The sequence below is a fragment of the Legionella israelensis genome (assembly GCF_004571175.1).
In the GTDB taxonomy this organism is placed as follows: Bacteria; Pseudomonadota; Gammaproteobacteria; order Legionellales; family Legionellaceae; genus Legionella_D; species Legionella_D israelensis.
The window spans coordinates 421202-436343 of the sequence record NZ_CP038273.1; the positions used below are offsets into that span (position 1 = coordinate 421202).

Genomic DNA, 15142 nt, shown 5'->3' on the forward strand with positions numbered 1-15142 from the left:
TTTTATGATCTTCGAAACCCAAGTATTTACGGTAAGCCAACTGAATCGACAGGTTCGAAACTTTCTTGAAAGAGATATTGGGGAAATTCACGTTGAGGGTGAAATATCCAATTTGATGCAACCCGCCTCAGGACATTTTTACTTTACACTTAAAGATGATCAGGCACAACTTCGTTGCGTATTTTTTAAAAATCGTCATCATTATCCCGCCAAAAAAATAGTGGATGGGCAACATATCGTTGCTAAGGGAAAATTGAGTCTGTATGAGACTCGTGGAGATTATCAACTCATCATAGATCGTATAACTGATACAGGTTTAGGAAAACTTCATCAGCAATTTGAAGAATTAAAGCAAAAATTATCATCTGAAGGACTCTTTGAAAACCAACGTAAAAAAAAGCCGCCTCTGTTCCCTGAGTACATTGGAGTTATCACCTCTTTAACAGGGGCTGCCGTCCGCGATATATTGACGACGCTTACCCGACGCTACCCTTTTGCAAAAATATTGATTTTTCCCAGTGAAGTTCAGGGAAATCAGGCATATAAACAATTAATTAATGCCATTGTACGAGCTGAAAAGGATAAGCGTTCTGATGTGCTTATACTGGCTCGCGGTGGTGGCAGTCTGGAAGATTTATGGGCTTTTAACCATGAGTTGCTGGCAAGGAAAATAGCGTCCTGCTCCATTCCCATTGTCTCAGGGGTAGGACATGAGACCGATTTTACCATCGCAGATTTTGTTTCTGACTTAAGAGCAGCAACGCCTACGGCTGCTGCGGAATCAGTTGCACCGGATACCCTGCAATTGATGAAATGTTTTAATCAATTTCATCAGCAATTTTATTCAACAATAAGCAAACAAATGCAGCATCATGAGTTGAAATTAAATCATTTACGACAAAAAATAGCATCTCCAGGACGGTTGATTTTTGGTCATTGGCAAACGATTGATTTTCTGGAGCGCCGGCTTCGCTATTCGTTTTCAAAATGTATTCATCACCGACAGCACCAGCTTCAACTTTATTTATCACGTCTGCAAAATCAAAATCCCAAGTTTATTGTTAAACATGCACTTGCTCGATTGAATGCCTTGAATATAAAGCTTGGTCAATGCATGCAAAATAAACTGAATCAATTAAAACAGCACTTGTCAGTACATCTGTCAACATTGCATGCCGTAAGTCCCTTGGCTACACTAGAAAGAGGTTATGCTATCGCCCTGCACGACAAAAAAGTACTTTTTTCAAGCAAGCAGATTGTGCCTGGGAACATTATTGATGTACAACTTTCACAAGGACATCTGACTTGTAACGTATTAAAAACCGGAGACTAATATGAAAGGACTTATGGTAACCCTGTTCAAAACCAGTCTTGTTTTTTTCTTCCTGACAGCTTATATTTTTGCCCAGTCACTTCCGGAAAATCATGCTGTAAATGGGGGGCTGACGATCATTCCTATAGATATCAAACAGAAACCCGAGGCTTATTTTAATGATAAGCGTATCATTGTTACCCCAAGCCCAAATGAAAACCAATGGCTGTTAATTGTCGGTATACCATTGGACAGCCATCAGGAAATTCAACGGTTAACCATTAAAAAACCACTGAAAGCCACCGTGCCTTTCCATGTTAGCGAAAAATTTTATAAAACCCAGTACTTGACCATATCTAATAAACGTAAAGTGGATCCTTTTGCCAAAGATAGAAAACGAATTGATCAGGAAAACGAAAAGATGGCGAAACTTTTTGCCACCTGGACGGATGGAAATCCTTTTAAAGAAAAATATATTGCTCCTGTACATGGTCCGATAAGCAGCCTGTTTGGCTTAAGGCGTGTTTACAACAAAAAGCCTCGCGCGCCCCATTCAGGGTTGGATATCGCTGCTCCAGCAGGCACACCTGTCAAAGTGACGAGCCAGGGAAAAGTGGTGGATGCCGACAATTATTTCTTCACAGGAAATACGGTTATTGTCGATCATGGTCAAGGCGTATTTTCCCTTTATGCCCATCTGAGTGAAATCAATGTTAAAAAAGGAGAAAAGATAAAACAAGGGGATATTATTGGCAAAGTAGGCCAGACAGGTCGCGTCACAGGACCCCATCTTCACTGGAGCATGGTAATGAATGAAACATTGGTTGATCCTTTATTGTTTGTACCGGTTCGCACTGTCACTGCAATGCCAGATAAACCTGAGAAGATACACAAGACTAAAGCGCCCACTGACCATAATTCCTGATCATGCTTGAACAGCTTAACCAAAGTCTGCAGTTAATTATTGAACAGACCAAACATAATTTTCAGTTTCTGGGGATCATTTTAATCGTAATATGGTCTGTTTTTTTTATCACCCGTTTCATCGATAATCGTCTTTTGTTATTGGGAATTATTCCTCGAAAACTTCGCGGTTTGGCTGGTATTTTTTTCTCTCCTTTCCTGCATGTGAATTTTAATCATATTTTTTTTAACTCCATACCTTTGATCGTTTTAAGTAACTTTATATTAATCGATGGCATCTTATATTATTCGGTAGTCACAGTGCTTATCATTTTTATCAGCGGCCTGGCCACCTGGTGTTTTGCCAAACCAGGACTGCACGTTGGCGCCAGCGGCCTGATTACCGGATATTGGGGGTTATTAGTCAGTAATATTTTTCAGCATGGAACGTTGACAACCATCATGCTTGGACTTATTAGTCTTTATTATTTTGCCGGCATCTTTCTTGGTGTTTTCCCAGGCAAAAAAGGCGTCTCCTGGGAAGGACATCTCTTTGGTTTACTGGCAGGTTTTTTCACAAGCTACATAATGTCAAACAACCTGATTTTATTTAATCATTGATTTTTTTCAGAAAATGATGAAAATCATTGTCACGATTCCATGAACTCTATGCTATGCTAAAAATATATCTTTTTACAGGATATTAAAATATGTCATCCATCAAACAACTCCTGATGTTTACTGTATTGAGTATTACCGCCCTTGCGGCTTTCGCCAGTGGAAATTGCAGCGGATGTTGCAATGGTATGGGCGGCATACGCTACTGTGATTCCTCTGCAGGTCGTTTTGTTTGCAATAATGGATATTACTCATCCTGTTACTGTACACGCCATGCAGTTATGGACTTGCAAAAAATCATGGGTTGCTGTTTGTGGCATGGCGGTGTTTTACGTAGTGATGATGGTGCCGGAGTAGTCATTTGTCGCGACGGAACCATATCTGAAACCTGTTCTTTGCACACTGGGACAGCTTGTATCGCTACCTCATCCTGGTAAAACAAGTATCTCACATTTCTTCGAGACAGCAATGATTTAGGATTGAACTTTTCTGTTTTGATTGCAGCTCATATTCTGCAGCGGCATTTAATATTCAAAAAGGCATGTAAAAAATGTTGAAATACTAGACATCATTTAAGACAACATTCATAATTGCCGGTTTTGATTAAACCTCACTGTCCTGATGATAATGCACGATTTAAATGGATAGCCGTCATGAATTCACCATTAATTGAAATAAAAAATATCCATAAAAATTATGGCGCCTTGACGGTTCTGGATAATATCAGTTTTACTGTTAACCATGGTGAATTTCTAACTCTCCTTGGCCCCTCTGGCTGTGGTAAAACCACTTTACTTCGCCTTATATCGGGCTTTGAACAGCCTTCATCAGGTAAGATTATCATTAATGAGAAGTGCATTAATGAATTACCCCCACAAAAACGTAATGTCCATACTATTTTTCAGACATACGCTCTGTTTCCACATTTAAATGTCTTTGAAAACGTGGCTTTTGGCCTTCGCTGTCGTGGTACTGATGAAAATACAATCAAACAGCGAGTCGCTGAAGCATTACAGTTAGTTCAATTAAAGGATTTTTCCCAGCGAAATGTAAGACAGTTAAGTGGTGGGCAGCAACAACGAGTAGCCATAGCTCGTGCCATTATCAATAAACCCCAGGTACTTCTTCTTGATGAACCTTTAAGTTCACTTGATTACCGGTTAAGAAAATCAATGCAGTATGAATTAAAACAGCTACAAAAAAAATTAAACATGACGTTTATTTTCGTGACTCACGATCAGGAAGAAGCCTTGTCCATGTCTGATCGTATCGTAATTTTCAACCACGGACATATTGAGCAAATCGGCACTCCCCGTGAAGTCTATGAAACGCCTGAGAATCTGTACGTTGCCAAATTTATCGGCGAAGCTAATATTTTTGAAGTCGGGGTAGAGGCTCTTTCTAGCGGCTTGATTCATACTACCATTGAAACCGTGAAATTAACTTGCAAAAATACCGGTAATTTTGTACCGGATGAGCGCATTAACCTCATCATTCGACCGGAAGACATTCGAGTATGGAGTCTTAATGAAGTCGATGACACGCAAGGCATGATTCCGGGTAAAATCGTAGATATCGTTTACAAAGGTTCTACCGTTGACCTGAAAGTGGCATTACCTTCCGGAAAAATCATCAACGCCTCTGAATTTTTTGATGAAGATGATGATAAATTGGAATACACAGCAAACGAATCTGTGTGGATCGAATGGTTACCTGGATGGGAAGTTCTTTTACCTCATGAAAAATAGACCTTTTTCCCTTTACATTATATACATCTGGCTCGGGCTTTTCTGTTTTTTACCCCTTGGACTCGTGTTTATTGCCAGTTTTTTGTCAAAAGACTCTATATATCTGGTATCTCTTCCATTCACTCTGGACAACTATAAGGCATTGATTTCACCACTATTTCTCAATGTTTTTTTTCGTTCACTTACCTTGGCAATAATAACCACTTTTTTATGTTTATTACTTGCCTACCCTTTCAGCTATTTATTGATCCGCTCAAAACACCAATCCATACTTATTTTATTGATCATTATTCCTTTCTGGACCAGTTCACTCATAAGAACTTATTCACTTATGGCCATTCTAAAATTCAGAGGCTTATTAAATGCTGTTTTATTGAAATTTCATATTATTGATACCCCATTGTCCTTGCTTTATTCAAACTTTGCTGTGCTCATTGGCTTGGTATATAACCTGTTTCCCTTTATGGTATTGCCCATCATTACCAATATGGAACGATTTGATTTCAGGCTGATTGAAGCAGCCAGAGACTTGGGCGCAAACAAATGGACGGTATTTTCCAAAATTTTTCTTCCCAATACCATCAATGGCATTGTTTCTGGTTGTCTGATGGTTTTGCTGCCTGCCATGACATTATTCTATATTCCTGCCGTTCTTGGTGGAGCAAGATCTGTTCTTTTAGGCAACATGATTCAAGATCAATTTCTTGTGCTTGAAGATTGGCCCCAGGGCTCAGCTACCAGTGTGCTGCTTACTTTGATACTTTTATTACTTCTTGCTATCTTTCGCCGCCAGAATTCGGAGGTGATGCATTGAAATCTCTGTTATCCAAAGGTTATTTATTACTGATATATGCACTGCTTTATTTACCCATTTTAATACTCATTATTTATTCGTTTAATAAAGCAAGATTTTCCCTTCAATGGCATGGTTTTTCTTTGCAGTGGTATAAAGAGTTAATTCAAGACACAGGGCTTTGGCAAGCTTTTTTTCATTCTGTTTTTCTTGGGCTATCAGCTTCTCTTGTAGCCACTGTATTTGGTTTACTGGTTTGTGTCCGTATATTTTTATATAAAAACACAGCAAAACGAACTCTTTTTATCATGCTGCTCTTGCTGATCATTATACCTGATTTGGTGTTGGGTGTAGCCTTGCTCATCTTTTTTAATGTCGCTGATATTAGTCTTGGCTTCTTAAGTCTGCTCATTGCCCATATTACCTTCTGTATTCCTTTTGTTATTCTGACCATCAGTACGCGAATACAGACATTGGATGCCAATGTTTATTTTAGTGCCCTTGACTTAGGCGCAAGCAAATCCACAGCTCTTTTAAAAATTCTTCTTCCCTTATTATGGCCAGCTATACTTAGTGCTTTTCTTCTTTGCTTTACTCTTTCTTTTGACGATGTCATTATTAGCTATTTTGTAGCTGGACCTGATTTCAGTATTTTACCTCTTACCATTTTCTCTCTGGTGCGAACCGGAGTTACTCCGGAATTGAATGCTCTTTGTACTTTTACTTTTGCCATATCAATGTTGCTGGTCATTATTTCTCATTATCTGTCAGGAAAAGATTCATGAAACAATCAGCGTCTGTTGTACATGCTTTTCTATACCTTACACTGTCTTTTCTTTCCATATCGCCACTATTCGCCAGTAGAGTGGTTAACGTATATGTTTGGGGAGGAGAGATACCTAAATCAGTAGTTCATCAATTTGAACAGGAAACGGGAATAAAAGTTAATTTTTCCACTTATGACTCTAATGAGACCATGTATGGAAAATTAAAGGCCAGTCGAAAAAGTATATACGATGTTATTTTGCCCTCAGGTTATTTTGTAGAACGAATGAAAAAGCAAGGAATGCTGACTAAACTTAATCAAGGTTTACTCCCTCATATTAAGAACCTTGATGATAAATTTCGGAATAATGATTACGATCCAGGAAATCAGTACAGCATACCCTTTATTTGGGGAGTTACCGGGATTTTTTATAACAGACAATGGGTTAAATCTCCCCCTGTTAAATGGCAGCAATTATGGCAACCTCGCTGGAAAAACCAATTGATGTTGCTTGATGATTCAAGAGAAGTTTTCGCCATCGCTCTTTTAAGCCTTGGTTTCAAACCAAACGATGAGAATCCAAGTCATATCAAGGCAGCTTATGAGCACTTGTTAAAACTGGTTCCAAATATAAAACTTTTCGCCAGCGACAGTATCCAAGCCATTATGATTGATGAGGATGCCATCAGTGGCTCTGCCTGGAATGGCGATGCTTTTAAAGCCAAACAGGAAAATCCAAATATTGATTATATCTTCCCCAAAGATGGATTTGTCATCTGGGTGGATTGTCTCGCGGTTCCGAAAAATCCCCCTCACCTGAAAGAGGCCTATCAATTTATTGATTTTATGCTCAAAGCAAATGTTGCAAGAGAAGTGGCACTCAAAGAAGGACATGCCATTGCGAACCGCGCAGGCCAGGAATTATTGCCTGCCACTTTGAAAAACAATACCTTGATTTATCCGCCACCTGAAATTCTTAAACAGGGTTATTTTCAACGTGATGTGGGTGAGGATGTGCTGGCGCTTTATAGCAAGTATTGGCTACTTCTGAAACTTGCTTTTTAAGGGATTCAAAAAATTCTCCATAACACAATGCACCCAAGGCTATCAGGAAATACCCTGGTCCGCCGTAAAACAATAAAGAATCGGATAAACAGCCAATAGCAAAAGCAATGACCAGTCCTGATAAAATAATTTTGGTTTCGACAAGCTTTCTGGCATTCCATAATAAACTGCAAAAAAATAAAAACAGGAATGTCAGGCCGATCACGCCTTGCTGAGCGGCAATTAACAGATATTCACTATGCGGCTCTAAAAGCTTCTTCCACCAGTTAGGTACAGGATTATCACGATCATAAAAAAAAGTAAAACTCGCCGTACCATGGCCACGTAGAGGACTGGCAAGAAAAAGAGCCTTGGCATATTGATGAAACTGAATTCGAAAGCCTAAGGATGTGTTTAGTTTATTTTGCTGGTAATTTTGGTAATCATGAATCAGTTTTTCTACACTGCCACGCATCACTGGGCTAGCCATATAAATAAAGGCAAACAAGCTGATGCTGGCCAACACTCCGATAATGGCTTGTTTCATTGAAAAACATTGAACACATAATAAAAGCATCAGGACAAAATAAATAACGTAAGCGCTTCTCCCAATGTTTACAAAAAGAACTTGGTAAGAAAAAAACAGGGCCAGCATTAAATAAACCCAGCGAACTTGTTTTTTTTCTAATTTAAAAAACATGGCTGCACAATAATAACTGGCAAATGCCATTAAAAACCCGGTCATAATATGTGAGTGAAAGACGTGCCCCGGATCAATAAAACCGTCACCGTGCAAGTTGACAAAGTGATATTTCTGAAGAAGCGCGATTGTCCCTGTTAGCAACATTGCCAAAATAAAAGCCCACATGCTCCAGTGGCGAGTTCTGGCATTCATAAAGCCTACAATGAATATGGGAAACAATAGCAACTTGCTGTATTTATTGATTGCAGTCAGTTGTTGAGAGAAACTGGCAGGAGTCCAGGAGCAGGCAATTAAAATGAAAATAAACAAGGCTAACGATGGCCATATCCATGGAGATTTCAAAAGAGAAATAAAAGCTTGACGATAATTTTTGAAGGACAATACCGTTGTTAAAATCAAAACAGTAAATACGGTTTTTAAACTGGAACTAACAGGAATAAAAAAAATCAATGCCATCATAAAAACCGATAATACGGCATCCATCTTCGCCTTAGGTCTTGCCATATTCAATGTTTTTCTCCTTCAGACTCTCTCAATTGGGGGTAAATTATCCAGATCGCTGTCTTTATAAATTTGTTTGATACCACGATAGAATGTGCCTTGAGCATTCAACACAGCAAATAAAAAACCCGGCTTTCCATCAAGAATGCCACGTTGTAAAAAATAACAGCGGCAAAACATCCATAAAGTGCTGAGCAGGGTCTTTATTAAGCTGGGATTCTGGTTCTTTGCAATTCGAATTTTAGCGCTGTATGAAGAATATCGATTGATTTTATACAATGCATGACTGACATCATGAAATGAGTGATGCATAATGGGCGCATGAATTTGTCTAATGCGGGCTGTGGCGGGCAATACTATTTTTTCGTGCACGATATCCTCGCTATAGCAGGCATTTTTTCGTTTAAAAAGTCGAATATGTCGTTTAGGACTTGAAGAAAAACGAAGTGGCTTTCCATAAAAATTCATGCGGATGGGGATACGATATCCATCTGCCTCATCTGCCCCAATCGCTTTTTGTATTTCTTTTTTTAATTTATCATCAACATATTCATCAGCATCCAGATTCAATACCCAATCGCCTGTAGCATGACTCAAAGCACGTTGTTTTTGCACACCATAACCTTGCCAATCGGTCTCGAAAACTTTATCGGTATATTCCCGCGCTATTTGAACCGTATTATCCGTGCTTCCTGAGTCAAGCACAATAATTTCATCCGCAAAATGCACCGAGCTCAGGCAATTACGTATATTTTCTTGTTCATTTTTTGCAATAACAATGACACTAAGCATGGAATAACATAAAAAATAAAAAAGGTATTATATACCTAATGGATGTGATTTTGCGAGATTTGAAAATATTCCATTGGCTTAAAAATATACGATATTAAGGACTCATCACAGGGTTATCTACAAATTTCGTAGATAACCCTGTGATGAAAAAAAGGTCAGCATACACCCTCGCGATGATCATGACTTTCAAAAAAGAGCTTGCCATCTTTAACTTTCAAGGTCACATGACCACCATTGGCTAACTTACCAAACAGCAGCTCATCCGCTAAAGGTTTTTTCACATTTTCCTGGATAAGCCGAGCCATTGGACGCGCACCCATGGTTTTATCATAACCATGTTCTGCCAGCCATTCTCTGGCCGCTTTCTCAACAGTAAACGTGACTCCCTTATTGCTCAGCTGTTCATCCAGTTCCATGATAAATTTATCAACCACCAAGGCAATGGTTTCAGGTTTCAATGGTGCAAAGTTAATAATTGCGTCGAGACGATTCCTGAATTCGGGACTAAAATGACGTTTAATGGCATCCATACCGTCGCCGCTGTTATCCTGCACAGAAAAGCCTATCGAATTTCGGCTGATTTCACTTGCACCAGCATTTGAGGTCATGACTAAAATGACATGGCGAAAATCAGCCTGGCGACCATTCGTATCGGTCAAGGTTCCATGATCCATAATTTGTAAAAGTAAATTAAATACATCTGGATGTGCTTTCTCGATTTCATCCAAAAGCAATACCGCATGGGGTGTTTTCGTCACAGCTTCAGTCAATAGCCCCCCCTGATCAAAGCCCACATAACCTGGAGGCGCGCCGATGAGGCGGGAAACTGTATGTTTTTCCATGTATTCAGACATATCAAATCGCAGCAATTCAATGCCCAATACATTAGCCAACTGCCGAGTCACTTCAGTTTTACCAACGCCTGTTGGCCCGGCAAACAGAAAGCAACCTACAGGTTTTTGTGGATCTCTCAATCCTGAACGCGCCAGTTTAATGGCAGATGATAATGAAATAATGGCTTCATCCTGACCATAAACCAGCAATTTCAAGTCACGATCCAGGTTGCGTAGTGTATCTTTATCTCTGGCAGACACTTTTTTAATAGGTATACGGGCGATTTTTGCAACCACAGATTCAATTTCAGACACACTGATAATTTTCTTTCGTTTATTGGCGGTCAATAAATTCTGATAAGCTCCCGCCTCATCAACAACATCAATTGCCTTATCGGGTAAGAAACGGTCATTAATGTATTTTGACGATAATTCTGCGGCCGCCCTTAAGGAAGGGATGGTAAATTTAACCCCATGATGTTCTTCCAATTTTCCTTTAAGACCTTTAAGAATTTCAAACGTTTCATCCACAGTGGGTTCAGAAATATCAATTTTCTGAAAGCGCCTAGCCAACGCTCTGTCTTTTTCAAAAATACCTCGGTATTCCTGATAGGTAGTGGAACCGATGCATTTTAATTCTCCATTTGCCAAAAGCGGCTTAATCAGGTTAGAAGCATCCATGACTCCACCAGAAGCAGCCCCTGCTCCTATTATGGTATGGATCTCATCAATAAATAACACAGCACCCTCATGCTGGCTTAACTGTCTTAAAACTGCCTTTAATCGTTTCTCAAAATCACCACGATATTTCGTCCCGGCTAAAAGTGCACCAAGATCAAGAGAATAAACCACACACCCATCGATTGCCTCAGGAACCTGACCATCCACAATGCGCCTTGCCAATCCTTCTGCTATGGCCGTCTTACCCACACCGGCTTCACCGACAAGCAGAGGATTATTTTTTCTTCGTCGACATAAAACCTGAATGGTTCGTTGAATTTCCTCATTTCTGCCGATTAAAGGATCAATTTTACCTTGTTTGGCACGGCGATTAAGATTCATGCAATAGCTTTCCAAAGGAGACTCGTTACCCTCAGAGTCCAGCATGTCTTCCTCCATGGAAGGACTCATGCTGTCATGCATGTCATTATTTTGATATTTGGAAACTCCATGAGAAATGTAATTGATAACATCAAGGCGTGTGATGTTTTCTCTACGTAAAAAATAAACTGCTTGACTTTCCTGCTCGCTGAAAATGGCCGCCAAAACATTAGCGCCGGTCACTTCCGTTTTTCCAGCAGATTGGACATGAAAAACAGCTCGTTGAAGAACGCGTTGAAAACCTAAGGTAGGCTGTGTTTCTCGGTCAATTTCATCTTCAGGAATTCGAGGTGTGGTTTCATCAATAAATTCAATTAAATCATGACGCAAAGTTTCAATATTCGCATCACAAGCTTGTAAAACATTACCTGCAGCTGGATTATCAAGTAAAGACAAAAGCAAATGTTCAACGGTCATGAATTCATGACGTTTTTCTTTTGCTTCCTTAAAGGCCAGATTCAAGGTGAATTCAAGTTCTTTATTTAACATTGTCTTTTACTCCTCTAGCCACCACCATTATTCAGGTTCCATGCTACAAAGCAGCGGATGTTCATTATTTCTTGCGTATTCATTGACCAATACAACTTTTGTTTCAGCAATATCTCTTGTAAATACCCCACACACACCTTTCCCTTGAATATGAACCTGCAACATAATCTGAGTCGCTCTTTCTTCGTCTAAATAAAAAAAACGCCTCAATACTTTTACAACAAAATCCATAGGTGTATAATCATCGTTAAGCAACACAACTTTAAATTTTCTAGGCTGCCTGACCTCAGATTGACTTTTAGCCTCAGCCGTTTTTCGCTCAACGGTATATTCTAAATACTGCCCACTCATTTCATATACCCTTTACTAATTTTATAGACTGACTACGAGCATTTGGCCAGTAAATTCGCGTTAAAATTTCTCAAAACAAGCATCTTGGATAATTATCTACATTAAATTTAAAAGCCGGCCTTTAAGTATAGGCCGGACCATCTTGCATTCAGCTAACTCCTGACTGAGTAAGTGTTCAGTCCTGCTCTGGAAACGGCTATTTTTTAGTCCATCTTGCCAGAAATAGTTGCTAAAAAGTGCTCCTATAAGTTGCTGTGCTGCACTTTTTAGCGAAGTATATACTCCTAATGACTACATCTGTTTGATTAACTCTTTTGCAAATCCTGAACAGCTTACCAATGTCGCCCCTTGTAATTGACGTTCAAAATCATAGGTGACTGTCTTAGCTTTAATAGCTGCTTCCATTCCCGTGAGGATAAGATCAGCCGCCTCAGTCCAACCAAGATGGCGCAACATCATTTCAGCAGAAAGAATCAAAGAACCAGGATTGACCTTGTCCTGTCCTGCATATTTGGGAGCCGTTCCATGTGTTGCTTCAAATACAGCAATACCATCACCTATATTAGCCCCCGGAGCAATGCCTATACCGCCAACCTGAGCCGCCAAGGCGTCAGAAATATAGTCACCATTCAAGTTTAAAGTCGCTATTACACTGTAATCTTCAGGTCTTAATAAAATTTGCTGTAAAAATGCATCAGCAATAACATCCTTAATAATAATCTGTGCGCCAGTCTTGGGGTGTTTGAGCTCAAGCCATGGCCCACCCTCATATTCTTTAGCGCCGAAAGCCTCTTTAGCTATTTCATAGCCCCAATCCTTAAAAGCACCTTCAGTAAACTTCATGATGTTTCCTTTATGCACCAAAGTTACTGAATCTCTATTGTTATCAATGGCATACTGAATTGCAGATTTAACCAGACGCTGGGTGCCTTCCTTTGACACAGGTTTAATTCCAATACCGCAATGCTCAGTGAAACGAATTTTTTTAACGTCCATTTCTTCCGTTAAATAACGGATAATTTTCTTAGCTCCATCGGAATCTGCCTTCCATTCAATACCGGCATAAATATCTTCCGAGTTTTCACGAAATATAACCATGTCTACTTTCCATGGTTCTTTTACAGGACTTGGCACGCCGATAAAATAACGCACTGGGCGCAAACAAGTATACAGATCCATCTCCTGACGAATTGCCACATTCAAAGAACGAATACCGCCACCAACCGGTGTTGTTAAAGGCCCTTTAATCGATACTGCATACTTTTTAATGGCCTCCAGTGTTTCTTTAGGTAACCATTGATCTTTTCCGTAAACCTCAGTGGCTTTTTCTCCTGCATAAATTTCCATCCAGGCAATTTTACGTTTGCCGCTATAGGCTTTTTCTACTGCAGCATCAACAACATCCAGCATTGCCGGTGTTACATCAACGCCTATTCCGTCGCCTTCAATATATGGGATAATTGGATGATCAGGAACCGATAATGAATAATCAGGTGAGACTTTAATGGCTTCGCCCTGCGAAGGCAGATTAATTTTTTCAAAAGACATTGACAACTCCGTTTCGTGAAAAGTCATAATATAGCATGTGAAAGAGCATACCCCAAATAAATCCAGGAATCATTTCACATAACCAGAAACAAATATGATACGGAAAATATGAACAAACTGTTGCTTTTTAACAAACCTTACGGCGTTCTCAGTCAGTTTAGTGGAATGGAAAGCGATAAAACGCTGGCAGGCTATATCGATCTGCCAGACTTTTATCCTGCCGGCCGTCTGGATAAAAACAGTGAGGGTCTGTTACTCCTAACCAATGACGGACGTCTGCAGCATCAGCTAAGCCACCCTAAGTTCCACAAACGAAAATATTACTGGGTGCAAGTGGAAGGACAACTCCATAATCAGGCATTAGAGCCATTACGCTCAGGGCTGAGTTATAAAGAACTGTTATTTTTACCCGCGCAGTGTCGTATTATTGAAGAACCAAAGATCTGGCCACGCACACCTCCAATCCGATACAGAGCTTCTATTCCAACAAGCTGGCTGGAAATCATTCTTACTGAAGGAAAAAATCATCAGATTCGTAAAATGACCGCTGCCATTGGCTTCCCAACCCTCCGCCTGATAAGACATCGTATTGGGCAATGGACATTAGCCAATCTGCAACCTGGTGAGTATCGATGGGCTTAAACTCCGTGGTTTTTAAGGATTAAAACCATATGGAAAGCTGAAGTGTGAAGCCCTTTTCTCATTTACAACTTTTGGTAGCCTAATTTGCTCATATGTTTACCCTATCGTGAGCCAATAAAGTTAACAACAACGCTTTTTGTACATGCATCCTGTTTTCACTCTGTTGGAAAATAACAGAACAGAGTGCATCGGGAAGATCAACACTGACTTCCTTACCTCGCTCCATTGGCATGCAATGCATGAATACGGCATTTTCTGAAGCGTAAGCCATCAAGTCTTCATTCACTTGAAAGTCTTTAAAAATATTTTCATCTCTTGTTGCAAATCCCATGCTTGTCCAAACATCGGTATAAACCGCCTGACAGTTTTTAACTGCTGCAGCAGGCTGTGTAAATTCCTTAAGTAAATGCTTATTTTCCACTAAGGCCAAAACCTCTTTTTTCGGACCGTGCGATTTTGGGCAACAATAATGAACATTTATACCTACTTTGGTAGCTATGATCATTAAACTATGCAAAACATTATTACCGTCGCCAATATAGGCAATATTAAGATTTTTAAAACCACCATAAACTTCTTTTAAGGTCATCAAATCTGCAAGAGATTGGCAAGGATGGAATAAATCCGTCAAGCCATTAATAATAGGAATCCTGGCATAGGATTTCATCTCCTCAAGAACACAATTATCAAACGTTCGAATCATCATGGCAGAACAATACCCCTGTATGACCCTGATCATATCTTTCGGTGATTCTGACTTTCGCGTCTGAGACACACTTTCAATGACGTGAGCACCTAGATGGTTTATTGCTGCACCAAAGCTGAAACGAGTGCGCAGGGAAGGTTTTTCAAAAATCAGAGCAATATGTTGTCCGGCAAGTGCTTTTGCATGTAAATTTTTATCTTTTTTCATTGCCATTGCCAATGTCAAAAGTGAATGAATTTCTTCTTGATTGAACTCATCACCTTTAATCAGATGTTTTATTTCACTGCCCATA

15 protein-coding genes are annotated in these 15142 nt (G+C 39.7%); 9 read left to right on the plus strand and 6 right to left on the minus strand.

The window, feature by feature from the left end; translation table 11 throughout:
* Positions 1 to 4 precede the first annotated feature (4 nt).
* The 8 genes from xseA (at position 5) to E4T55_RS01840 (ending at position 7205) form a co-directional block, all read left to right on the plus strand.
* Positions 5 to 1333 (plus strand): exodeoxyribonuclease VII large subunit, encoded by a 1329-nt coding sequence (gene xseA / locus E4T55_RS01805; RefSeq protein ID WP_058500431.1) that lies wholly within the window; start codon positions 5 to 7, stop codon positions 1331 to 1333.
* A 1-nt stretch (position 1334) separates the two neighbouring features.
* The gene (locus E4T55_RS01810; RefSeq protein WP_058500430.1) at positions 1335 to 2237 is read left to right on the plus strand and encodes a peptidoglycan DD-metalloendopeptidase family protein; all 903 of its coding nucleotides are present in this window, start codon (positions 1335 to 1337) and stop codon (positions 2235 to 2237) included.
* A gap of 2 nt (positions 2238 to 2239) precedes the next feature.
* Complete coding sequence (locus E4T55_RS01815; RefSeq protein WP_058500429.1) at positions 2240 to 2836, plus strand: rhomboid family intramembrane serine protease; 597 nt, start codon at positions 2240 to 2242, stop codon at positions 2834 to 2836.
* 89 nt (positions 2837 to 2925) lie between these two features.
* Entirely contained in the window at positions 2926 to 3270 is a 345-nt protein-coding gene (locus E4T55_RS01820) for a neurogenic locus notch (protein ID WP_082636450.1), read from the plus strand.
* Between the two features lie 216 nt (positions 3271 to 3486).
* Positions 3487 to 4581, plus strand: a complete 1095-nt coding sequence (gene potA, locus E4T55_RS01825; protein WP_058500427.1) for a spermidine/putrescine ABC transporter ATP-binding protein PotA — start codon at positions 3487 to 3489, stop codon at positions 4579 to 4581.
* A complete protein-coding gene (locus E4T55_RS01830) occupies positions 4571 to 5395 on the plus strand; it encodes an ABC transporter permease (protein ID WP_058500426.1) in 825 nt (274 codons plus the stop codon). Before potA ends, E4T55_RS01830 begins: the two co-directional genes overlap by 11 nt.
* Entirely contained in the window at positions 5392 to 6159 is a 768-nt protein-coding gene (locus tag E4T55_RS01835) for an ABC transporter permease subunit (RefSeq protein WP_058500425.1), read from the plus strand. Before E4T55_RS01830 ends, E4T55_RS01835 begins: the two co-directional genes overlap by 4 nt.
* The gene (locus tag E4T55_RS01840; RefSeq protein WP_058500424.1) at positions 6156 to 7205 is read left to right on the plus strand and encodes an ABC transporter substrate-binding protein; all 1050 of its coding nucleotides are present in this window, start codon (positions 6156 to 6158) and stop codon (positions 7203 to 7205) included. Before E4T55_RS01835 ends, E4T55_RS01840 begins: the two co-directional genes overlap by 4 nt.
* Here the strand turns inward: E4T55_RS01840 and E4T55_RS01845 are convergent.
* The 5 genes from E4T55_RS01845 to icd form a co-directional block, all read right to left on the minus strand.
* Positions 7117 to 8391 carry an O-antigen ligase family protein gene (locus tag E4T55_RS01845; protein ID WP_065235958.1) on the minus strand — a complete coding sequence of 425 codons (1275 nt, stop codon included), beginning with the start codon at positions 8389 to 8391 and terminating at the stop codon, positions 7117 to 7119. The genes E4T55_RS01840 and E4T55_RS01845 overlap by 89 nt on opposite strands.
* Positions 8392 to 8409: 18 nt before the next feature.
* Positions 8410 to 9180: a glycosyltransferase family 2 protein gene (locus E4T55_RS01850; protein ID WP_058500422.1), complete on the minus strand. Its 771-nt coding sequence runs from the start codon at positions 9178 to 9180 to the stop codon at positions 8410 to 8412.
* Between the two features lie 155 nt (positions 9181 to 9335).
* Positions 9336 to 11603, minus strand: a complete 2268-nt coding sequence (gene clpA, locus E4T55_RS01855) for an ATP-dependent Clp protease ATP-binding subunit ClpA (protein WP_058500421.1) — start codon at positions 11601 to 11603, stop codon at positions 9336 to 9338.
* A 27-nt stretch (positions 11604 to 11630) separates the two neighbouring features.
* Positions 11631 to 11954, minus strand: a complete 324-nt coding sequence (gene clpS / locus E4T55_RS01860; RefSeq protein ID WP_058500420.1) for an ATP-dependent Clp protease adapter ClpS — start codon at positions 11952 to 11954, stop codon at positions 11631 to 11633.
* Positions 11955 to 12245: 291 nt separating this feature from the next.
* Complete coding sequence (icd, locus tag E4T55_RS01865) at positions 12246 to 13529, minus strand: NADP-dependent isocitrate dehydrogenase (protein ID WP_223168270.1); 1284 nt, start codon at positions 13527 to 13529, stop codon at positions 12246 to 12248.
* 81 nt (positions 13530 to 13610) lie between these two features.
* On the opposite strand from icd, the gene E4T55_RS01870 reads away from it, so the two are divergent.
* Positions 13611 to 14144: a pseudouridine synthase gene (locus E4T55_RS01870; protein ID WP_058500418.1), complete on the plus strand. Its 534-nt coding sequence runs from the start codon at positions 13611 to 13613 to the stop codon at positions 14142 to 14144.
* Positions 14145 to 14232: 88 nt separating this feature from the next.
* On the opposite strand, the gene argF is transcribed toward E4T55_RS01870, so the two are convergent.
* On the minus strand, positions 14233 to 15141 hold the full coding sequence (argF, locus tag E4T55_RS01875) for an ornithine carbamoyltransferase (protein ID WP_058500417.1): 909 nt from the start codon (positions 15139 to 15141) through the stop codon (positions 14233 to 14235).
* Position 15142 lies beyond the last annotated feature (1 nt).